The 22,281-nt window shown below is 60.5% G+C and carries 18 protein-coding genes; 4 read left to right on the top strand and 14 right to left on the bottom strand.

Annotated elements, in window-relative coordinates; translation table 11 throughout:
- Positions 1-309: 309 nt before the first annotated feature.
- From PMI16_RS02905 to PMI16_RS02885, 5 genes are all read right to left on the bottom strand, one after another.
- On the bottom strand, positions 310-1,290 hold the full coding sequence (locus tag PMI16_RS02905; RefSeq protein WP_157212507.1) for a 3-hydroxyacyl-CoA dehydrogenase: 981 nt from the start codon (positions 1,288-1,290) through the stop codon (positions 310-312).
- Positions 1,271-2,053, bottom strand: coding sequence for an SDR family oxidoreductase (locus PMI16_RS02900; protein ID WP_007876239.1), 783 nt, complete (start codon positions 2,051-2,053; stop codon positions 1,271-1,273). The genes PMI16_RS02905 and PMI16_RS02900 overlap by 20 nt, the downstream gene beginning before the upstream one ends.
- 36 nt (positions 2,054-2,089) lie before the next feature.
- Positions 2,090-4,612: a branched-chain amino acid ABC transporter ATP-binding protein/permease gene (locus tag PMI16_RS02895; RefSeq protein WP_007876237.1), complete on the bottom strand. Its 2,523-nt coding sequence runs from the start codon at positions 4,610-4,612 to the stop codon at positions 2,090-2,092.
- Positions 4,613-4,727: 115 nt separating this feature from the next.
- On the bottom strand, positions 4,728-5,603 hold the full coding sequence (locus tag PMI16_RS02890) for a branched-chain amino acid ABC transporter permease (protein ID WP_007876235.1): 876 nt from the start codon (positions 5,601-5,603) through the stop codon (positions 4,728-4,730).
- Positions 5,604-5,760: 157 nt separating this feature from the next.
- Positions 5,761-7,035, bottom strand: coding sequence for an ABC transporter substrate-binding protein (locus tag PMI16_RS02885; RefSeq protein ID WP_007876233.1), 1,275 nt, complete (start codon positions 7,033-7,035; stop codon positions 5,761-5,763).
- A 438-nt stretch (positions 7,036-7,473) separates the two neighbouring features.
- Between PMI16_RS02885 and PMI16_RS02880 the strand changes: the two genes are divergently transcribed.
- Entirely contained in the window at positions 7,474-8,181 is a 708-nt protein-coding gene (locus PMI16_RS02880) for a GntR family transcriptional regulator (RefSeq protein WP_034378994.1), read from the top strand.
- On the opposite strand, the gene PMI16_RS02875 is transcribed toward PMI16_RS02880, so the two are convergent.
- Complete coding sequence (locus PMI16_RS02875) at positions 8,132-8,383, bottom strand: hypothetical protein (RefSeq protein ID WP_007876230.1); 252 nt, start codon at positions 8,381-8,383, stop codon at positions 8,132-8,134. The genes PMI16_RS02880 and PMI16_RS02875 overlap by 50 nt on opposite strands.
- A gap of 299 nt (positions 8,384-8,682) precedes the next feature.
- Here PMI16_RS02875 and PMI16_RS02870 point away from each other — a divergent pair, with 299 nt between their 5' ends.
- Together PMI16_RS02870 and PMI16_RS02865 are read left to right on the top strand one after the other, a co-directional pair.
- Positions 8,683-9,885 (top strand): serine hydrolase domain-containing protein, encoded by a 1,203-nt coding sequence (locus tag PMI16_RS02870; RefSeq protein ID WP_007876228.1) that lies wholly within the window; start codon positions 8,683-8,685, stop codon positions 9,883-9,885.
- A 114-nt stretch (positions 9,886-9,999) separates the two neighbouring features.
- Positions 10,000-10,641: a DedA family protein gene (locus tag PMI16_RS02865; protein WP_007876227.1), complete on the top strand. Its 642-nt coding sequence runs from the start codon at positions 10,000-10,002 to the stop codon at positions 10,639-10,641.
- A 134-nt stretch (positions 10,642-10,775) separates the two neighbouring features.
- Here PMI16_RS02865 and PMI16_RS02860 read toward each other — a convergent pair whose 3' ends face one another.
- The 8 genes from PMI16_RS02860 to folD all read right to left on the bottom strand — a co-directional run bounded on the left by PMI16_RS02860 (position 10,776) and on the right by folD (position 20,441).
- A complete protein-coding gene (locus PMI16_RS02860) occupies positions 10,776-11,846 on the bottom strand; it encodes an asparaginase (protein ID WP_007876226.1) in 1,071 nt (356 codons plus the stop codon).
- Positions 11,847-12,093: 247 nt separating this feature from the next.
- Positions 12,094-13,134, bottom strand: a complete 1,041-nt coding sequence (locus PMI16_RS02855; protein ID WP_007876225.1) for a GGDEF domain-containing protein — start codon at positions 13,132-13,134, stop codon at positions 12,094-12,096.
- Between the two features lie 549 nt (positions 13,135-13,683).
- Positions 13,684-14,583 carry a lipid A hydroxylase LpxO gene (gene lpxO / locus PMI16_RS02850; protein ID WP_007876224.1) on the bottom strand — a complete coding sequence of 300 codons (900 nt, stop codon included), beginning with the start codon at positions 14,581-14,583 and terminating at the stop codon, positions 13,684-13,686.
- A 242-nt stretch (positions 14,584-14,825) separates the two neighbouring features.
- Positions 14,826-16,133, bottom strand: a complete 1,308-nt coding sequence (locus tag PMI16_RS02845; protein WP_007876223.1) for a D-amino acid dehydrogenase — start codon at positions 16,131-16,133, stop codon at positions 14,826-14,828.
- A 149-nt stretch (positions 16,134-16,282) separates the two neighbouring features.
- Entirely contained in the window at positions 16,283-16,822 is a 540-nt protein-coding gene (locus tag PMI16_RS02840; protein ID WP_007876222.1) for a hypothetical protein, read from the bottom strand.
- 11 nt (positions 16,823-16,833) lie between these two features.
- A complete protein-coding gene (locus PMI16_RS02835) occupies positions 16,834-17,253 on the bottom strand; it encodes a DNA polymerase III subunit chi (protein ID WP_007876221.1) in 420 nt (139 codons plus the stop codon).
- Positions 17,254-17,499: 246 nt separating this feature from the next.
- A complete protein-coding gene (locus PMI16_RS02830; protein ID WP_007876220.1) occupies positions 17,500-19,587 on the bottom strand; it encodes a M3 family metallopeptidase in 2,088 nt (695 codons plus the stop codon).
- 8 nt (positions 19,588-19,595) lie between these two features.
- Complete coding sequence (gene folD / locus PMI16_RS02825) at positions 19,596-20,441, bottom strand: bifunctional methylenetetrahydrofolate dehydrogenase/methenyltetrahydrofolate cyclohydrolase FolD (protein ID WP_007876219.1); 846 nt, start codon at positions 20,439-20,441, stop codon at positions 19,596-19,598.
- Positions 20,442-20,624: 183 nt separating this feature from the next.
- Between folD and gshA the strand changes: the two genes are divergently transcribed.
- Positions 20,625-22,229, top strand: coding sequence for a glutamate--cysteine ligase (gshA, locus tag PMI16_RS02820; RefSeq protein WP_007876218.1), 1,605 nt, complete (start codon positions 20,625-20,627; stop codon positions 22,227-22,229).
- Positions 22,230-22,281 lie beyond the last annotated feature (52 nt).

Below are 22,281 nucleotides of genomic sequence, written 5' to 3'. Positions count from 1 at the left end.
TGCTTCGCCAAAGAAAGTAAGCAAAGAAAGGCGACCGCGGGATCCAGGCCCTTCGGGCTGCCCGGTGCTGCGAAGCAAAAAATGGGAAGGAAAAAAACTCGCTTCGCTCAGACAGTTTTTCCTTCTTAATCCATTTTTCGCATCGCATCACCGGCTGGCTCCAAGCGGAACTGCCGAACCGGCTCGCTTCGCTTTGCCCGGGGTGGCTCGCCTTCGGCATCGCGCACTTACACATTCTCTGTAACTAATTAGCCCGTCGTCCCAGCGAACGCTGGGACCCAGTGGCGTGCCGTTGCCGGCATTTCTCTTTTAAGTCGCTTGCTTCTTCTTATGCGCCACCAATCCCATCAAGCGGTTATCACGCCAGCGCGATCTTTCTTGCAACTGATCCGCACGCAGCACCTCGCGTCGTTCTCCTTCAATCTCTTTCAGCGTCTCCGTATTCCACTCATTCGGCAACTGCGTCTTCGCCACGTCGCGATACGTGTGGCCGTAGCGTTTTGCATAATCGATCACGCCTTCCGGCGCATTGAGGTCGATGGTTTCGAACGGACCCATGAAGGACCAGCGCAACCCCAGGCCGTCCTTCAATACCTTGTCGAGATCTTCCGACGAGGCGTAGCCATTTTCGTAGAGGTTCAGCGCTTCGTTGAGCACCGCGCCCTGGATGCGGTTGAGCAGGAAGCCGGTGATTTCTTTTTTCAACAACACCGGCGACTGGCCGGCGCGGGTGTAGATGTCGTGGGCGCGCTTGACTGTCTCTTCGGATGTCCACGGCGCAGGTGCCAGTTCGACCAATGGGACGAGGTAGGGCGGATTCACGGGATGGGCGACCAGGATGCGGTGGCGGCCGGGGAGGTGTTCGGAGAACTCGGACGTCGGGATCCACGAGGTCGAGCTGGTGAGAATGGTGTCGGGCGCGGCCAGCTTGTCCATCTCGGCGAAGATCTGGCGTTTGACTTCGACGGTTTCCTTGACGTTTTCCTGCACCAGCGCCGCGCCCTTGAGTGCTTCGGCCAGGCTGTCGACCGGCGTGATGCGGGCCAGCACGACGTCGGGTGTTTCGTTGATCAGTCCATGTTTGGCGAGGTCGCTGATGTTGTCGTGCAGGAGCTTGCGGCAGGTGTTGAGCGCTTCCGGCACGGCGTCGTAGATGGCGACGCTGCAGCCGGCGCGGGCGAAGACGATGGCCCAGGCGCGGCCGATCAGGCCGGCGCCGATGACGGCGATTTTTTCATTCATGGTGTCTCCTTCGTTGGCTTCATCGGCTTCAGCCGAGATGTTCGACATTACCGCAGACCGACAAACTTTGCCCGCTGACGGCGGATCCGGCCGGCGAGCAGATGTAGATGATCTGGTTGGCGATGTCTTGCGCGGTGACCATCTTGCGCATCGAGACCTTGGACAGCAGGCGCTCGCGCATCGCTTCATGGTCGATGCCATAGGACGCCGCCTTGGCGGCGATCACGCGTTCCTGGCGCTCGCCGGCGACGATGCCGGGGAGGATGGCGTTGACGCGGATGTTGGAAGGGCCGAGTTCCATCGCCCAGCTTTCGGTCAGGCCGATCACGCCGAATTTGGAGGCGGAGTAAGGCGTGCGCAGCGGGAAGCCGAGACGGCCGGCCGCCGACGAAATATTGACGATGGAACCGCCGCCGGCTTTTTTCAGCAGCGGTACCGCCCGGCGCGTGCAGAGGAAGGGGCCGGTCAGGTTGACGGCAATGGTCTGGTCCCAGGCCGACAATTCGGTCTCTTCGACTTTGGCGGTCGGGCCGGCGATGCCGGCGTTGTTGACCAGCACGTCGAGCGCGTCCCAGCGTTGCGCCAGTTCGGCGAACATGGCGTCGACCTGCGCTTCGTTGGCGACGTCGGTCTTGCTGAAGCTGACCGGCGCGCCGGCGAACTGCTTGCGCGCGCTGCCGAGGAAGTCGTCGCTGACGTCGCAGATGTGAACCTGCGCGCCCGCCGCCACGAACGATGCGGTGATGGCCAGGCCGATGCCTTGTGCGCCTGCGGTGACGACGACGCGTTGATCTTTCAAACTGGTGTTCATGTAAATGTCCTTGTTGCTTGTGTCAGAAGTAAAAAGTTAAAGCCAGAGAATTTGCTTGCGATAGCTCAGGTCGGTCAGCAGCGGTTCGGCCGGGCCGGTGTGGAAGACCGCGCCGCGTTCCAGCGCAAACACGCGGTCGGCCAGTGCCAGCACCAGGTCGAGGTTGTGCTCGACGATGACGATGGAGACTTCCTTGCGCAGTTGATCGAAGACGGTGAACAGCTCTTGAACCACCGCTGGCGCCAGACCTTCGAAGGGTTCGTCCAGCAACAGCAGCCGGACGTTGCCCGACAGGGCGCGCGCCACCGCCACCATCTGTTGCTCGCCGCCGGAGAGGAAATCGGCTGGCGTGTGGAGGCGTTCTTTCAGGCGCGGGAAGTAGTGCAGGATTTTTTCTTCGCTCCAGGCGATGCCGTTGCTGCTGTCGGTCTTGCGCGCGAGGCGACCCAGCGAAAGATTTTCGGCTACGGTCATGCCGGCAAACAGGCCGCGTCCCTGCGGCACGTAGCCGATGCCCAGACGCGCGATGTCGGGAGCGCTCAGGCCGGCAATATCCTTGCCGTTGTAGCGGATGGCGCCCGAGGCCGGTTTCAGCAAACCGGTCAGCGCTTTCAGCAAGGTCGACTTGCCGGCGCCGTTGCGGCCGAGCAGGGCCACGATCTCGCCTTCGCGCACTTCCAGCGTGGCGTCGTTGAGGATGTGGCTCTTGCCGTAGAAGGCGTTGACCTTATCGAATGCCAGCAGTTGCGGACGTTCCTGCGCGTCGCCGGCAACGCGTCCGGTGACCGGCGGCGTGCCGGTGCCGGTGTAGATTTCCTGCACGCGTTGATCCGCGCGCGCTTCATCCGGCGTGCCGGACATCAGCACGCTGCCCTGGTTCATCACCGTAACCTGATGCGAGAAGCCGAGCACGCGGTCGATGTCGTGTTCGACGATCAGCACGGGAATGTTGTCGGCGATGATTTTCACCAGCCGCGACACGCGCTCGCGCTCGGCGGCGGCGAGACCTGCAAGCGGCTCGTCCATCAGCAGCACGTGCGGCTTCGATCCCAGCGCGATGCCCAGATCGACCAGGCGCTGTCCGCCATAGGACAAGGCGCCGCCTTCGATGTCGTCGATACCCTTGAGGCCGAGGAAGCGCATCAGCTCGTCGGTCTCGGCGTGGATCTCGGGATAGCTGTCGATGTCCTTCCACATGTTGAAGCGCGAGGCATGGCGCGCCTGCAGCGACAGCCGCAGGTTTTCGTAGATGCTCAGGCCCTTGAACAGATTGGTGATCTGGAATGAACGCGCCAGGCCGCGCTGACAAATCTGTCCCGGCGTCAGGCCCTGGATTTCTTCACCGTTCAGCTTCACCGTGCCGTGGTTCGGGATGAACATGCCGGAGATCAGATTGAAGGTCGTGGTCTTGCCCGCGCCATTGGGGCCGATCAACGCGTGGATCTCGCCGGCATGCAGATTGATCTGCGCACTCTTGACCGCCTGGATGCCGCCGAAGCGGATGTCGATGTCCTTGACTTCCAACACCAATCCATCCTGCCGCGGTGATTGCAGGAAAGCAGGCAAAGGCAAACCGTCGACGATCTGGCGCTGGCTCATGGCGGCGCCGACTTCAGCCGGCGGACGCAGCCGGCGCTTGATCTGTTGCCAGATGCCCACCAGGCCGGTCGGCGAAAACAGGATGAAACCGACGAAGGCGAGGCCGAACCACAGCAGCCAGTTCTCGGTCCAGATCGACAGGCATTCGCGGAACAGGATGTAGAACAACGCACCCAATGCCGGGCCGAGGAAGCTGCGCATGCCGCCGATCACCACCATCGCCAGCAGTTCGCCGGAGAAGGCGACCGAGGTCGGTTCGGCCGAGGCGAAGCGGTGATGGAAGGCCAGCAAGGCGCCCGCCAGACCGGTCACGCCGGCCGACACGATGAACATGATCAGCTTGTAGACGATGGTGCTGTAACCCTGGAAACGCGCGCGCTGCTCGTTCTCGCGGATCGCCACGATGGCGTGGCCGAAGGGTGAGCGGATCACGCGTTGCAGGACGAACAGCACGATCAGCGCGATCACGCTGACGAACACGAGGAAGGGGATAGCCTGATCCAGATCGATGCCCGCCACGACCGGACGCACGACATTGCCGAGTCCCGATTCGCCGCCGGTGAAGTCGGTCCAGCGGAAGGCAATCGCAAACGTCAGTGCCGACAAGGCCAGCGTCAGCAGCGAGAAGTACACGCCGCGCCGGCGCAGGATCAGGAAGCCGACGATCGCCGCCGATGCCGCGATGAACACGATCGTGAACAGCATCGGCGCCACGATCTGGCCGGGGAACCAATATTTCTGCGACAGCGCGGCGGCATACGCGCCCACGCCGAACCACGCGCCGTGGCCGAACGAGGTCAGGCCGGTGTAGCCGACCAGCAGGTTCAGGCCCATGGCGGCGATGGCGTAGATGACGACGTCGGTGGACGAACTGGTGGTCAGGCCCAGCAGCTGCAGCAGGATGGGAACGATGATCAGCGCCAGCGCGCCGATCCACAGGGATTGATATTTGTTATACATACTTACAGGCACCTTAGAGTGGCTGAAAAATGGCGCTGGCAAGGCACGCCGACGCAGACAGTACGGAGGTACGGCAAGGCGGCGTAACGCCGCCAGCGGCTTTTTTCAGCCGCTCTCATTCAAAACGTTCGATGCGTTCGCCTAGCAGGCCGCGCGGACGGAAGATCAACACCAGCAGCATCAGCAGATACATCGATGCTTCGCCGGCCGGCGCATAGAACTGGATCGTGATGCCGCGCACCACGCCCACCAGCAAGGCCGCCAGCACCACGCCCCAGAAGCTGCCGAGCCCGCCGATCACCACCACCACGAAAGCGGCGGTCATGATTTCCGCGCCCATGGCCGGATGCACGCCGGAGATCGGCGCGAACAGCACGCCGGCCAGTGCGGCGAGACCGACGCCCAGCATCACGATGGCGGTCATGTAGGGTTGCAGCTTGATGCCCAGCACCGCCACCATGTCGGGCTTTTGCACGCCGGCGCGCACCACGCGGCCGAACGAGGTCTTGTTGAGCAGCAGCCAGATCAGCGTCAGCGCGACCACGACGGCCGCCAGCATCAGCAGGCGGTATTTGGAATACATGAAATCGCCGACCATGATCTGGCCCTTGAAGGCCGGCGGGATCGACGCCGGCAGCGGCGACGCGCCCCAGAAGATGCGGATGACCTGTTCCGCCACCATCGCCAGCCCGAAGGTCAGCAGCAGCCCGAGGATGGGATCGGCCGAATAAAATCTGCGCAGCAGGAAGCGCTCGAACAGGATGCCGATCAGCGCCACCAGCAAAGGGGACAGAATCAATGCGCCGCCGAAGCCGAGGTATTTGGTGATTTCCACCGCGAGGTAGGCGCCGATGGCATAGAAGGCGCCGTGCGCCAGGTTGACCACGCCGCCGAGGCTGAAAATCAGCGACAGCCCGAGCGCGATCAGCAGGTAGTACCCGCCGACGAGAATGCCGTTGAGGATTTGTTCCAACAGGAAAACGATTTGCATTGCTGCTCCGGAGTGGAGGACAGGAAAAAACGGAGATGCACGATCATTCGCCGTCGTCCCGGCGAATGCTGGGACCCAGTGTCGTTACACCGATGGCGGTGAGTGAAAAGACACTGGGCTCCAGCGTTCGCTGGAGCGACGGAGAGTAGGTGACGGCTTAGGTGAAGGTGCAGGCGTTCTCTTGCATCGTCGGCGCCAATACCTCCAGCGACTCGCTCGGTCCCGGCACCGATGCCCCCAGCAACATGAAGTCCCACTTGTCCTTGATCTGCGCCTTCGGCTTGGGCGTGACCGTGTACATCTCTTGCAGCAACTGGTGATCCCACGCGCGATAAGTGCCCTTGCGCGCCTTCAGTGCATCGATGGGCGCGCCCTTTTCGAAGTACTCGATCAGCCTGGCGGTGTCGAGCGATTTGGTTTCAGTGACGGCTTGCACGATGGAGCGGAAGGCGACGTATTCGCCCCAGGCCTGGTTCTCCGGCGGTTTGCCGAATTTCTTGGTGAAGGCGGCGACGAAAGCCTTGGCCGACGGCGCGTTGACGTCGTGGTGCCAGGTGGTCGGCCAGGTCCCGGCAAAATTGTCGGCGCCTGCGCCCCATGCGACGGCGGTGTCGAAACCGAAACCGGCGATCGGGAAGGGCAGGCCGAATTCCGAATACTGTTTGATGAAGTTGGTGATCTGGTTGCCGGCGAGATTGGAGATGACCAGGTCGGGTTTGGCCTGGCGGATCTTCAGCAGGTAAGGGCTGAAGTCGGTGGCGTCGGTCGGCACCAGCTCGTCATTGGCGATCGTGCCGCCGTTGGCGGAGACGAAGGATTTGGCGGCGCGCAGCAGGTCGTGGCCGAAGGCATAGTCGGCCGACAGCGCGTACAGCTTCTTGCCCTTGATCAGGTTGTCGTGCAGCAGCGAACGGCCGCAGGCCTTGACGTAGGTCGAGTTGGCGGCCTCGATGTGGAACATGTACTTGTTGCAGCTCTTGCCGCGCAGCTCGTCGGAGTTGCAGCCGGTATTCATGAAGAGCTTCTTGTTGCGTTGCGCGACTTGCGCGATGCCCAGCGCTGAAGCGGACGAGATCTCGCCGATCAGCACGGCGGCGCCGTCGCGTTCCAGCAGGCGTTGCGCCTTGGAGGAAGCGGTCGGCGGATTGACCGAGTCTTCCGAAATCAGGGTGAGTTGGCGACCCAGCAGGCCGCCGGCCTTGTTCTGTTCTTCCACTGCCAGCGTGATGCTCATGACGGCGTATTCGCCCAAGGGGCCGAGGAAGCCGGTGCGCGGGGTCAGGTGGCCGATGATGATTTTGTCCGACTGCGCCTTGACGATGGCGGGGAAGCCCAGCGCCGAAGTAGTGGCGGCGACCGCGCCTGCTTTCAAAATGGTGCGACGGCCAGGCGACAGGATCCGGCTGCCAACTTTGTTATCGTCTTGCTCCATGGTGCAAACCTCCTAATGGTCCGGCGCGAGCCGGGTGTCTCGATGGAAGCCGCCACCTGCCGCGGCTTGCTTTCTTATATGAGCGCTTGTTTGCAGAAGGGGAAAGGTCCGTCCGGCTTGAACAAGCCGGCTTGTCTCCGTCCGTGTTTTTTGCAACAGCCTCTTTTTTATGTCATTTATTTGACATGTGATCAAATGTATTCGATAGAATCAAGGTGTGTCAACCGGCGATGCAGCAGCAAGGAATGTTGCCCGACGTCATGCCGGTGCGCCAGAAGAAGGGGGGCAGTCGCATGGGAAATCGCCGCAAAGGGAAGTGTGGCGCTGCATTCGGCAGACAGGGCGGAAAAGCGCGACTGCTATAATCCGCGACAATTTTGAATAACAGATGCATTTCATCGGCACGGATGAAATGGTTTCAAGCGAGAAACCGGGGACATGGAACACACGATACTTGCGGACCTTTCGCAAATGCGCAAAATCACGCACGCCACGCTGTCGCAGCGCGTGTATGAGGATTTGCGCGAGCTGCTGCTGGCAGGGCAAGTCCGCCCCGGTCAAAAACTGACCTTGAAGAGTCTGTCGGAGGCCTTGGGCACCAGTCAGATGCCGGTGCGCGAAGCGATTCGCCAACTGGCGGCGGAAGGGGCGCTGGAAATCCTGCCCAATCGCGCCGTGCGCGTGCCGCTGATGACCAAGGACAAATTCCGCGAGCTGCTGAAGATCCGCCTGGCGCTGGAAGGCCTGGCGGTCGAGCACGCCGCGCAGAACATTTCCGCCGAAGGCTTGCGGCAAGTCTCGGACTTGCACGACACGCTGTGCGTCGAGATGCATCGCAAGAAACCCAACGTCGACCTCATCATCCGCCTCAACAAGCAATTGCACTTCGCCGCCTATGAAGGATCAGGCATGGCGACGCTGGTCGGCCTGATCGAAAGCCTGTGGCTGCAGGTCGGGCCGGTGATCAACCTCGACCTGCGCGCCGGTTCGCGCCGCCTGTCGGAAGCGCCGGCGCTGGTGCACCATGCGGCGCTGCTCAAGGGCTTGCAGGACAAGTCGCCGGAGCAGGCGCGCGCCGGCCTGTCGGGCGACCTGCTCAGCGCCGCGCAGATGATTCTTGCCGGGGACGGTTTGCCTGATGCTTAGTTTGACGCTTGTCTTGCGGTGCAGGCGTGCGACTGAAGCAGCTAGCCAGCAAGAGGCTCAGCAGCGGTATTCCCGCGGCCAGCAGTTCCAGGATGCCGGTGCTTTGCTCCAGCTGCTCCAGGCGAATCTTGTAGTGCGTGGCGAAGGCCATCAGTAAAAACAGGAATGCGGCGCTCAGCCCGGCTATCAGTTTCAGTCGCATAGTCATCTCCTTCATCACTCTTTCTTCACATGACGGCTGCAGGCGCCGTCGCCAATGCCGCTGCAGATGCAACGGCGCATTTCCTGCATGTCAGACAAGTGCTATATCGACCGGCGACGACGGACGTTGATGGTGGCGGCCGGTAAAGAAGCGTAAGTTTGTGTAGGCGTTTGTCATGGCGGGCTGACACGGTGTTCAGGGAGGCGCGTGCGATTCCGGAGCAAGGTTTCGGCAAGACGGCGACACGCGGGATCGTGTACCCTCTCGGTGAAAACAATATATTCAGGCGAGGGAACTTCATGGCTTTATTCAACAAGAGCGGGCTGCGCAAGATCATCGGTCGCGCGGCTTTTTTATCTGTCCTTGCCGCCGCCGCAATGGCGCCGTCGCTGTCGCACGCGCAGACGTCGCTGGACGACATGCTGAAACCCTATCTGGAGCAATATCGTCTGCCCGCCGTGGCCGCAGCCGTGGTCAAGGACGGCAAGATCGTCAGCGCCGGCGCGGTGGGCGAGCGCAAGTTCGGCTCCGGCATCCCGGTGACGGTGAATGACCGTTTTCATATCGGTTCCGACACCAAGGCATTCACGGCGACGCTGGCCGGCATGCTGGTCGATCGCGGCGACATGACGTGGGCGACGACCATCGGCGAGGTCTTTCCCGAACTGGCGCCGCAAATGGATGCGGGTTTCCGCAGCATCACGATCAGCCAGCTGTTGTCGCATACCTCCGGCATTCCGGCCGACAATGCGGAGTTCGTCGAGTTGCTGGCCAAGTCGACGTTTGAAGAGGGCAACCTCGACGACCTGCGCTACTGGCTGCTGGAGCAATGGATGAGCAAGCCGCTGCAGGCGCCGCCGGGACAGCGCTTCGCCTATTCCAACATGGGTTACACCGTGGCCGGCGCGATGATCGAGCGCGTCGCCAAAAAGAGCTGGGAAGAACTGATCCGCGAATGGATCTTCGATCCGCTGGAACTGAAAACCGCCGGACTCGGCTCGCAAGCGACTCTGGGCCGCATCGATGCGGCGCTCGGGCATGGCATCCTCGACGACGGCAAGATCAAGGCCTTCATGGCGGGGCCGGGCGACGACAATCCGCAGATCATCGGTCCCACAGGCCTGGCGCATATGTCAGTGCTCGACTTCGCGCGCTGGGCCGGCTGGAATGCCGGCGAAGGCAAGCGCGGTCCCTCCTTGCTGAAGCCGGAAACGCTGAAGCTCCTGCATACGGCGGTCGTCGACATGCCGTCGGCGAAAAACCCGGCGCCGGGAACGCCGTCCAGCGGCAAGTACGGGCTGGGCTGGGTGATCGTGACGACCGACTGGTCGCCGCAGCCGCTGGTTTTCCACGGCGGTTCCAACCAGAAGAACCTGGCGCATATCTGGTTCAGCCCCGGGAAGGATTTCGCCATGGTGGTCGTGACCAATATCTCCAGCGCCAAGGCCAACGATGCCTTGTTCGATATCGCCGATAAATTGTATAAACAGTTTGCGCCGTGATGGCGGGTTGACGCATCTGTTCTTCGGCATCATTTCCAGCGCCGGATTGCAGGGTGGAAACGCGGCTATTGATACAATGCGCGTTTTCCCTTGTTCCTCTTTCTGGCGGGCTCCATGGATTTTCTTCTATTTCTGGTTGACTTCATTGTTCACATCGATCGGCACCTGGCCGAAATGGCCGTTTCCTACGGTCCGTGGCTGTTCCTGATCCTGTTCCTGATCATCTTTGCGGAAACCGGCCTGGTGGTGACGCCCATCCTGCCGGGCGATTCGATGCTCTTCGTCACCGGTGCGATTGCCGCCACCGGCGCGTTCGACATCCACCTGATGGTGCTGACGCTGATCGTTGCCGCCATCCTTGGCGACAGCGTGAACTATCAGATCGGCAAGGCCATCGGCCTGAAGGTGTTCGACAATCCGAACTCAAGGATCTTCAAGCGCGAATATCTGGATAAAACCCATGCCTTCTACGAGCGCCACGGCGGCAAGACCGTGATCATCGCGCGCTTCGCGCCCATCGTGCGCACTTTCGCGCCGTTCGTCGCCGGCGTCGGCGCCATGACCTACCCGCGCTTCTTCGCCTATAACGTGATCGGCGGCATCCTGTGGGTGGCGAGCTTCTCGTATGCGGGTTATTTCTTCGGCAATCTGCCGGTGGTGAAGCAGAATCTCAGCCTGCTGATCCTGGCGATCGTGGTGTTGTCGATTCTGCCGGGCGTGATCGCTTATCTGCGCCAGCGCATGAAGTTGAAATAAACATCGCGGTTCAGCCGGACAAAGAAAAAAGCCGTTCAGTTTGCACTGAACGGCTTTTTATTTACTGCTGCAGAAATGAACTACAGAGATTGCCTCCAGAGGTCACACAGTAAATTTGGTACGCACATCCGCAATCAATACTTCCACAAAATCTTTTGCAGTTCCTTGCTGTCGTTGGTCTTGGTCAGCGCCAGCGCGGTCAGGATGCGGGCTTTCTGGGCGTTCTGGTCGTCGGTGACCACCCAGTCGAACTTGTCGTCGTTCTGTTCGCCGTTGCGGATCACGACGCCGCTGCCGGTGCGTGTTGCGCGGACCACTTGCAGGCCCTTGCTGCGCACTTCCTGCAGGACCGGGACGATCTGTTCGGCGACGCTGCCGTTGCCGGTGCCGTCATGAATGATGGCCTTGGCGCCGGCGGTGACGAAGGCGTCATACGCGGCGCGGCTGACGTTGCCGTAGTTGTAGACCACGTCCACGCGCGGCAGGCTGTTGATCTTGTCGATGTCGAACTCGGTCTGCGTGGTGTGCGGACGCGCCGGCAAACGGTAGAACATCAGCTTGCCTTCGACCACGTAGCCCAGCGGGCCGTAGGGCGAGCGGAAGGTTTCGACCTTGAACGAGTTGGTCTTGGTGACGTCGCGGCCGGAATGGATCTCGTCGTTCATGACCACCAGCGTGCCTTTGCCCGCCGCTTCCTTGCTGGAGGCGACCAGCACCGCGTCGTACAGGTTCAGCGCGCCGTCCGCGCCCAGCGCCGTGCCCGGACGCATGGAACCGACCACCACGACGGGTTTGCTGCTCTTGAGGGTCAGGTTGAGGAAATAGGCGGTTTCTTCGATGGTGTCGGTGCCGTGGGTGATGACGATGCCGTCGACGTCATTCTGCTTGAGCAGTTCGGAGACGCGCTTGCCCAGTTTCAGCAGGCGCTCGTCGTTGAAGCTTTCGCTGCCGATCTGGAAGATCTGTTCGCCGCGCACGTTGGCGATCTTCGCGATTTCAGGGACGGCGGCGATGATCTTGTCGACCGGGACGACCGCCGATTGATAGGCCGCGGTATTGACGCTCGAGGCGCCGGCGCCGGCAATGGTGCCGCCGGTGCCGATGACGACGACGTTGGCTTTCTTTTCTTGCGCCTGTGCGGACAGCGACATGGCGGCGGACAGCAGCAGTACGCCACCGAGTTGTTTCAGCTTCTGATGTTGCATGAAGGTCTCCTGAGCAATCATTAGATCATTGGATGGTCGCGCCGTTGCGATCGGTCATGAAAGTCACTTGATGCGCATAACGGCGACATGCGTGCCAATCATTTTGCGTTTTGGTAATGGCACACGGGAATCTTACGGAAGTGTGCCGGCGATGTCCCATGCTTTTACGGCATGGGATTGCACAGGTTATGCAGCGGATGCATGACCTTCCCGCAGGCTTTCATCAATCAAAAATCGGGTGGGATTTTTAGAAGAATTCGACGATGTCATTCGTCGAAATTTCCGGGCTGAGCACGCCGGAAGTCACCAGCTCTTCGTAGTAGCAGATGCGGTTGCGGCCGTTTTCCTTGGCGTGATACAGGGCCTGATCGGCATGGCCGAGGATGACCACCGGCGTTTCGTGCGAGATGCCGACGAAGCCGAGGCTGACGGTGACGTTGCCGACTTGCGGGAAATCATAGTCCTGCACGTGCTGGCGGAAGCGGTCGAAAATCTTGCGCGCGTCGTCCACCGTCGTCGAGCGCAGCAGGATGACGAATTCTTCGCCACCGAAGCGGAAAATACGATCATGCGAACGGAACGAAGTGCGCAGGATGTTGGCGACCAGGATCAGCACTTCATCGCCGTAGAGGTGGCCGTACTGGTCGTTGACCTGTTTGAAGTGGTCGATGTCGACGACCGCCAGCCAGTGCGATTTGGCGTCGCCCGAATGACGGCGTTCGTTGTTGTCTACCGAGTGCGCCTCATGCGGCGCGATGGCGAAGGCGTGGCGCGAGAACTGTTCGTCGAAGGTCTTGCGGTTGAACAGGCCGGTGAGGGCGTCGCGCTCGCTGTAATCGAGCAGGCTCTGATAGTTGCAGTAAATCGCGAAGACGCCGTCGATCATTTCGCGCATGGCCGCGTCGTAGGCGTGCGGGTGACGGATTTCGATGCAGGTGTTGACCTTGCCGTGCAGCCACACCGGCAGCCACAGCACGTGCGTGCCGTCGGCGACGATTTCGTAGTGTTCGTTCTTGTGCTGGCGCATGCATTCCGCGATGGCGGGGAAGTTGCTCAGCGGTTCTTTGGGATCGTCGTCGGTGTGTTCGGCGATGGTGCTCAGATGCCCCTCGTCGAGGAACATTTTTTCCTGAACGAACAACTCATCGCGCAGTGCAAAAATGTCGTGCACGCGGATCTGGCGGACTTTGGTCAGTTGATGCAGGGCCGTGATGACGGATCCGGCAAGACGCGTGTTTTCACGTTGCGCCGTGATATCTACCAGGTTCTTTAGAAGCAGTTTCATCATCCGGATGTCGACTCCTGCGTGAGCACATTGTTCTATGTCTAGTGGGTACTCTGTGGAACACGATAAACGCGTTCTCGTTGGCTTTACCATTCATAGAATGCATAAGAACATTACGCAAGAATCAAGCCATGAATCAAGCCGGGAATCTCGGGATTCTACACTCAGCTTTACAGAACAGCTATTGAGTTAACACAAATCGTCAGGAAAAATTTTCTTTCATTTCCGAATGGAAATGTTGTTGCCGTGAGCGTCGCCTTGTCCATGCCGGCATGGTACTCAACGTCTCGCCTGAGACGTTGTCGAGGTGAAATTTCCAGGCTGGATTTACCATTTTGTGCGAAGGATGCGGATGCGTTTCCGTGCCGACGACAGGCAATGATTGTGCCGGCAGAAACTATTTACGCATTTCGGCTGTTGCTGCCGGCAACGTGCATGTGTACTGCTGCAGTGCATCAGCCGGCGGGATGCGATTCCTTTTTTTAAGGTGCGGGAAAACTTGCAGGAAGAGAGACGCGCCGTGTCGCTGACGGCGCGTCGGCAGGAAGGAAATTACAGATAAATGATGGCGAGCGCCACGGCGATGATGAGACCGAACTTGGTCGCGCGATAGGCGTTGCGATTCCAGTTCTTGAACTTGCGGCGGTATTGACCGGCAATCCAGACGAAGCGGAACAGCTTGTTGATGCGACCGGTCTGGTCGCCGGTTTCGTTCGGCGAGCTGGCGGCGGTCATCATGGTCTTGCCGAGCCACTTGTTGATGGTTTGCGCCCAGCGATAACGCAACGGACGCTCGACGTCGCAGAACAGGATGATGCGATTGGTGTCGGCGCCGTTTTGCGCCCAGTGAATGAAGGTTTCGTCGAACACCACGCTCTTGCCGTCGCGCCAGCTGTAGCGCTGGCCGTCGACTTCGATGAAGCAACGGTCGTCGTTGGGCGTGACCAAGCCCAGGTGATAGCGCAGCGAGCCGGCGTAGGGATCGCGGTGCGGATTGAGCGTGCCGCCCGGCGCCAGTTCGGCGAACATCGCGGCCTTGACGCAAGGAATGTTGCGCAGGATTTCGACGGTCTTGGGGCAGAACTGTTCGGCCGACGGATGGCTGGCGTCGTACCACTTCAGGTAGAAGCGCTTCCAGCCGGCCTTGAAGAAGGAGTTGAAGCCGGCGTCGTCGTTCTTTTCCGCAGCCTTGATCTTGGAGATGTTTTGCAGGTTGACGGCCTCGGCCTTGATGGTTTCCCAGTTGTCGTCAAGCAGGTGCAGGTTGGGGAAATCCTTGACGGCCGGATACGGCACCGCCGGCACGCGCGAGAAGGCGTACATGAACAGATTGATCGGCGCCATGATCGAGGAATGGTCGAAGAATTGCCGGAAAAACGGCAGTCTCACCTTTCCGCGGAAATGGATGAAAAAGATGGAAAAAAGATAAATGCCGACAACGACCCACTTCATTGCAATGTCCTCATGATGATGGCTATAACGTACGGCCATCTCGCATAGATAAGCGCCTCGGGCGCAATATCAACGCCTGAATATATTCTGGAGATGCGACGATTTCGTCGCAAGGGATGGGCCTGATTCTACACCAAGGCGATTTGGGGAGCTTTACGACGGATCGGTGAAGAAATGTAAAACATAAAGACCGGGCCCGCTGGACGGGACCCGGTCTTTATCGGTAAGCAGCCTGAACGCGTTTATGCAGGCTGCGCAGCCAGCTTGCCCGGCGCGATGCGCGGCATGCCGGTAAAGCCGAAGTCGATTTCCGGTTGACGTCCGGCAATGATTTCCGCGATGGCGCGACCCGAACCGCAACCCATGGTCCAGCCCAGCGTGCCGTGACCGGTATTGAGGAACAGGTTGCTGAACTTGGTCTTGCCGACGTAGGGGATGTTGGACGGCGTCAGCGGGCGCAAGCCGGTCCAGTACACCGGATTGTCGTAATCGCAACCGTCAGGGAACAGCTCGCGTGTGCGGCGCGTGATGGCGTCGCAACGGGTGCTGTTCAGTTCGCGGGTATAGCCGTTCAGCTCGCAGGTTCCGGCCACGCGCAGGCGGTCGCCCAGGCGCGAAACGACCAGCTTGTAGCCGTCGTCGGTCAGCGAAACGGTCGGCGCCGCATCCGGATTGGTGACCTTGTAAGTGGCCGAATAGCCCTTGCCCGGGTACAGCAGCAGGTTGATGCCCAGCGGGCGCAGCAGCGGCTCCGAGAAGCTGCCCATGGCGACGACGAACTTGTCGGCGCGCAGGGTCTTGTGGCGGCCGGCGCCGTCGATGACTTCCACGCCGGTGATCTTGGCGGAAGCGCCGGTGCCTTCGGTCAGCAGGCGGGTGATGGTGGTGTTGAACTGGAAGTCGACGCCGGCGTCTTCCGCCTTTTGCGCCAGGCCTGTGGTGAGCTTGTAGACGTCGCCCGATTCATCGCTGGCGGTAAAGTCGCCGCCGACGATCTTGTCGCGGATGCCGGCCAGCGCCGGTTCGATCTTGACGACTTCGTCGGCGCTGATGGAATCGCGCTGGCAACCGAGGTCGCGCATCAGCTTGGCGGCCGGCAGCGACAGTTCGAATTCCTTTTCCTCCGTGTAGAAGTGCAGGATGCCGCGGGTCAGGTGGTCGTACTGGATATTGGTTTCGGCGCGCAGGGCCACCAGCGTCTGGCGGCTGTATTCGCACAGCGCGACGATCTGGCGGATGTTGGCGTCGGTGCGCGCCGGCGTGCATTCGCGCAGAAAGTTGACGGCCCATTTCCATTGCAGCCATTCGGGACGGAAGCGATACAGCAGCGGGGCGTCTTCTTTGCCCAGCCATTTCAGGACTTTGAGCGGAGCGGAAGGATTGGCCCACGGCTCGGCGTGCGAGACGGAGATCTGGCAGCCGTTGGCGAAGCTGGTTTCTTGCGCTGCGCCGGGTTGGCGATCGATGACGGTAACGTCGTAACCTTCACGCTTCAAAAACCACGCGGACGCGGTGCCGATGATGCCTGCTCCCAATACGATGACTTTCATCACATTCTCCTTGATTACATATTCCCTGAATGGGTGAAATTGTAAGAAGTAATCGGTTTTTTAGGTAAGCAATCAGCGTGCCTGTATTTCTATTTTTAAATAGAAATAGGCTTTATGTATTCAAAAAAGAAAATAATTTTACGAAAAGCTTAATATTTTGGATTTTCGAACTTCGCCATTTCCTCGGCCAGCGCCTGCGTGACGCTTTCCGTCAGCGCCTGTTCCAGGCTGGCGCGCACGCGGGTCTTCAGGATGTCGGCCATGTTGTCCAGGATGACGGCCAGGTGGTCCTGCAGATGCTGGTGCAGGACGTTGTCGACCTGGCCCAGCATCTTTTGCATGATGTTGTCCTGGATTTCCTGGCGGATTTGCCGGAGTTGCTCTTCCGTAGGAACCGGCGCGACGGCGGGCAGCGGCGGGCTGACCGGCACCGGCACGGGCGGCGCATCGTATGTCGGCTGATACAGCGGTTGGTACTGGGGTTGATGGAGCGGCTGAAAGGTTTGCTGGTCAGGCTGATAGTGCTGATGGTAGTCGGGAGCTTGTTGCCGGCCGTCGTTATGCGGCTGATGCGGCTGCATGGACGTATCTTCCCAGTACAGCGTACCCGGCGCCGGTGTTTCCGGCACAGCCGGCGTGGCGATGACTTCGGTCAGGAGCGGGATGCTGTTGTCGGAGGACTGGCTCATGGCGTTACGCCTCAATCCGCGACGAAGTGGCTCAAGGGATATCCGCGTTCTTTATAGAAGCGGTAACGATCGCGCCCGGCAGCCTTGTCGGCTTCGTCGGACGAAATGATCTCGAACATGCGCTCGAAGCGGGCGAAATGCTCGGGCGTGTTGCCCGACAGATTGATCAGCACATGATGATGCGGCAACTCCACGGCTTCGCTGTCGGTCAGGATCACCGGCGTTTGTGCCGCCAGCGGATCGCCGGCGCGCACGTGCGGCAGGAAATCCTGTTCCGAGAACGACCACAGCAGCTGATCGAGCTGGGCCAGTTCGTTGCGATCCTTGCCGAGCAGCACGATCTTGCATTGCGCGGCGCGCGCCTTGCGCACCAGGCGGCAGGCGTAGGCGAGTTTGTTGGGGACGTTGCTGTGGAAATCGATGCGGGTCATGGACGAAGTATAGACATATCCAGAGGTGAGGAAAACCCGAAGCGGGAATTTAAAGCCGTTACATCAAGGCGGTGAATCCCGAGGGAAGGGGGCGGAGACAAGCAAACGCCAACTCCATCACCCGTCGTCCTGACGAAAGTCAGGAGCCAGTGTCGTGTCGACCGTTGTCACGACACTGGGTCCCAGCGTGCGCTGGGACGACGATGAATTTCAATGGAGGGGCCTTGGGCCGCTCTTCAATCCAGATTACGCCGCCATGCCGCTATGGCGCAGCAGAGCGTCGATGCTCGGCTCACGACCGCGGAAGGCCTTGAACGATTCAATCGCCGGACGCGAACCGCCGACCGCCAGGATTTCCTTCTGGAAGCGCAGGCCGGTTTCGATCGAGACCACGTTGTCGCCCTTGGCCGCGGCTTCTTCAAACGCGCTGTAAGCGTCGGCGGACAAGACTTCCGCCCACTTGTAGCTGTAATAGCCGGCCGCGTAGCCGCCTGCAAAAATGTGGCTGAACGAGTGCTGGAAGCGGTTGAATTCCGGCGGACGGATCACGGCAAACTTGTCGCGCACGGCATTCAGGACGGATTGCACGCTGTCCTTGCCGGAAGCGTCGTAGTCGTAGTGGATGTGCATGTCGAACAGCGAGAATTCGACCTGGCGCAGCATCTGCAGACCGGACTGGAAGTTTTTGGCCGCGATCATCTTGTCGAACAGTTCGCGCGGCAGCGGCGCGCCGGTGTCGGCGTGGGCGGTCATGTGTTGCAGTACGTCCCATTCCCAGCAGAAGTTTTCCATGAACTGCGAGGGCAGTTCGACTGCATCCCATTCCACGCCCGAGATGCCCGACACGCCGACTTCGTCGACTTGCGTGAGCATGTGGTGCAGGCCGTGGCCGGATTCGTGGAACAGCGTGATCACTTCGTCGTGCGTGAACAGCGCCGGCTTCCGGACGCCTTCGACGGTCATCGGTTCGGTGAAGTTGCACACCAGATAAGCGATCGGCGTCTGCACGCCGTTGGCGGTCATGCGGCGCGCGCGGGCATCGTCCATCCAGGCGCCGCCGCGTTTGCCGTTGCGGGCGTACAGGTCGAGGTAGAACTGGCCGACCAGCTTGCCGTCGCGCTCGATGCGGAAGAACTTGACGTCCGGATGCCAGACCGGCGCGCTGTCGGGTTTGATGTTGACGTTGAACAGGCGCTGGATGACCTGGAACAGGCCTTCGACGACCTTCGGTTCCGGGAAGTATTGCTTCACTTCCTGTTCGGAGAAGGCGTAGCGCTGTTCGCGCAGCTTTTCGGCGGCGTAGGTCATGTCCCAGGCTTCGAGCGTGTCGAGGCCGAGCTCGTCGTGCGCGAAGGCGCGCAGTTCGGCCCAGTCCTTTTCTCCATAGGAGCGCGCGCGGCGGCCCAGGTCTTCGAGGAAGCCGATGACTTCTTGCGGCGATTGCGCCATTTTCGGCACCAGCGACAATTCGGCGAAGTTCTTGAAGCCCAGCATCAAGGCTTCTTCGTGACGCAATTGCAGGATTTCCTGCATGTTGGCGGTGTTGTCCCATTCCGGCTTGGCGCCGAGCTCCGAGGCCTTGGTGGCGTTGGCGCGGTAGATCTGCTCGCGCAGGCTGCGGCTGTGCGCGTATTGCAGGATAGGGAAGTAGGACGGGAAGTGCAGGGTGAATTTGAAGCCCGGCGTACCGTCTTTTTCGGCAGCGGCGCGCGCGGCTTGCTTGACGTCGTCAGGCAGGCCGGCCAGCTCGGATTCGTTCTCGACGAACAGGCCGAAGTCGTTGGTGGCGTCGAGGATGTTTTCCGAGAAGCGGGTGGTCAGCGCGGCTGATTTTTCCTGGATCTCGGCGAAACGCTCCTTTTGGTCGTCAGGCAGTTCGGCGCCCGACAGGCGGAAGTCGCGCACGGCGTTGTCGATGACTTTCTTGCGTGCGGCCGACAGCGAAGCGTATTCCGGGCCGGTTTGCACTGCCTTGTATTTTTCGAACAGCGCCAGGTTCTGGCCCAGCGCGGTCCAGAACTCGACCAGGCGAGGCTGGTTTTCGTTGTAGGTGGCGCGCAGTTCCGGCGTGTCGACCACCGAATTCAGATGGCCGACGATGCTCCAGGCGCGACCGAGCTGTTCGGTGGCGTTTTCCAGCGGTTCGACGAAGTTGGCCCAGCTCACCTGCGCCATCGGCGCTTCCAGTTCGGTGACCAGCTTGCCGGCCTTGGCCAGCAGGGTGTCGACAGCGGGCGTGACGTGCTCGGGCTTGATCGCGTCGAAGCGCGCCAGGCCGGAAAAGTCCAGCAACGGGTTGTTCTCGGGGGCGATCGTGGTATCTGTGGTGGTCATAGGTGGACTCAGGTTCTTTCAGCAGCTTCAATAGTGTTGACCAGCAACATGGTGATGGTCATCGGCCCCACGCCGCCAGGCACGGGGGTGATGTAACCGGCGACTTCCTTTGCATTGGCGAAATCCACATCGCCGCACAACTTGCCGTTATCGTCGCGGTTCATGCCGACATCGATGACGACGGCGCCGGGCTTGACCATGTCGGCCGTGACGATGTTGCGCTTGCCGGTGGCCACCACCAGAATATCTGCCTGGCGGGTATGGTGGCCCAGATCGCGGGTCTTGGAATTACAGATAGTGACGGTTGCCCCGGCTTGCAAGAGCAACATGGCCTGCGGCTTGCCGACGATGTTGGAGGCGCCGACCACCACGGCGTTGGCGCCGCGCACGGGATAATTGATCGATTCCAGCATTTTCATGACGCCGTAGGGCGTGCATGGGCGGAACAGCGGCTGGCCGGTCATCAGCAGGCCGGCGTTGCTGACGTGGAAACCGTCGACGTCCTTTTCGGCGGCAATCGCTTCGATCACCTTGTGGGCGTCGATGTGCGCCGGCAGCGGCAATTGCACCAGGATGCCGTTGATCTTCGGATCCTTGTTGAGCGCATCGATGCGCGCCAGCAGATCGGCTTCGGTCAGCGTGGCGTCGTACTTTTCCAGCACCGAATGCAGGCCGTTGTCTTCGCAGGCCTTGACCTTGTTGCGTACATACACCTGGGACGCCGGGCTGTCGCCGACCAGGATCACCGCCAGGCCGGGCTGTTTGCCCTGGGCGGTGAGGGCGGCGGCGCGTTTGGCGACGTCGGCGCGCAGTTGTTGGGAGAGCAGGTTACCGTCGATTAATTGTGCTGGCATGGTGGCTGAGGCTGAAAAGAGGGAAATAAAGCGACATTATAAAGGTCTCGGGACGACAGGGCGGGCGACTTGAATGCGAGCAAAAAACGACTGTCGGCGGATTGAGTCGTCCGACGACGCGGATTTTAATTTTCGGTTATGCTCCGCCAACCAATCGAATTGAGTGACTCCCGAGGACCTTGCATGACCGATCTGCTCACCCGCCGCTTAGCCCTTTTTGCCAGCCCGGAAAACCGCGCGCTGCTTGGCCAGGGCTTGCGCGGCGTGGAACGGGAAACCCTGCGCGTGACCCCGCAGGGACGGCTGGCGACCACGCCGCATCCGGCCGTGCTGGGTTCGGCGCTGACCAACGAGCAGATCACCACCGACTATTCGGAATCCTTGCTGGAATTCATCACGCCGGCGGAACACGACATCGCCGCCGCGCTCAAGCGGCTCGATGAAATCCACCGCTTTGTCCACGCCAACCTGGACGGCGAGCTGCTGTGGAACGAGTCCATGCCTTGCGTGCTGCCGCCGGAGGAAGAGATTCCCATCGCCTGGTACGGCACCTCGCACATCGGCACGCTGAAACACGTCTACCGCCGCGGCCTGGCCTTGCGTTACGGCAAAACCATGCAATGCATCGCCGGCATTCATTACAATTTTTCGCTCAATGAAGGCGTCTGGACGCTATTGCGCGAACTGGACGACCGCGAGCAAAACGTGGAGCCGTCGTTTTCGGCGCGCGATTACCAATCAGAAAGTTATATTGCGCTGATCCGCAACTTCCGCCGCTACAGCTGGCTGCTGATGTATCTGTTCGGCGCATCGCCGGCGCTGGCGACCAATTTCCTGCGCGGCCGCCCGCACAAGCTGGAGACGCTCAGCGACGACACGCTTTACTTGCCCTACGCCACCAGCCTGCGCATGAGTGATCTCGGCTATCAGAGCAACGCCCAGGCCAACATCACGCCGCATTACAACAATCTGCACAGCTATATAAGAAGCCTGTCGCAAGCCGTCAGCCAGCCGTATCCCGCCTATGAGGAAATCGGCACCAAGCGCGACGGCGAATGGGTGCAGATCAACACCAATATCCTGCAGATCGAAAACGAGTACTACTCGGCGATCCGTCCCAAGCGCGTGATCTACAGCGGCGAACGTCCGGTGCAGGCGCTGGCCGCGCGCGGCGTCCAATATGTCGAAGTGCGCTGCATGGACATCGATCCTTTCGAGCCGCTCGGCATCAGCCTCAAGACCTCGCGTTTCCTCGACGTGTTCCTGCATTTCATCGCGTTTGAAGAAAGCTCGCTGACCTCGGATGCAAGCGGCGCCGAAAGCCGCTGCAATTTCGCCAAAGTGGTCAAGGAAGGGCGCCGCCCCGGCCTGCAGCTGGAACAGGAAGGCAAGTCCATCGGTTTGCAGGACTGGGGGCTGGCATTGCTGGAACGCATGCAACCGATTGCGACCTTGCTTGATGCGCAAGCCGGTAGTGAAGAACATGCGCAAGCCTTGCAGGCCCAGCGCGAAAAACTGCGCGACGTCGAACTGACGCCGTCGGCGCGCGTGGTGAGGGAAGTACGCGCAGCGGGCAATTCGTTCGCCGCGTTTGCGTTGAAACAAAGCAGCGAGCAGGCGGCGCAATTCCGTGCGCGTCCGCTGAGCGAAGCATTGACGGCGGAATTCAAAGCCGTCGCCGCCACTTCCATCGAACAGCAAGAGTCGATCGAACGCATGCAGACCGGCGATTTCGATACTTTCGTTGCGGCTTATCGCGCCAGTACGCTGGGCAATATCAGCGTCTAGGCCGCATACCTACTGTCTTGTTGCCGTCGTCCCAGCGAACGCTGGGACCCAG

The sequence above is a fragment of the Herbaspirillum sp. CF444 genome (assembly GCF_000282135.1).
Classification (GTDB): domain Bacteria; phylum Pseudomonadota; class Gammaproteobacteria; order Burkholderiales; family Burkholderiaceae_D; genus Herbaspirillum.
Note: the sequence above shows the minus strand (reverse complement) of the source record. Positions and strands in the feature narration are given on the sequence as shown.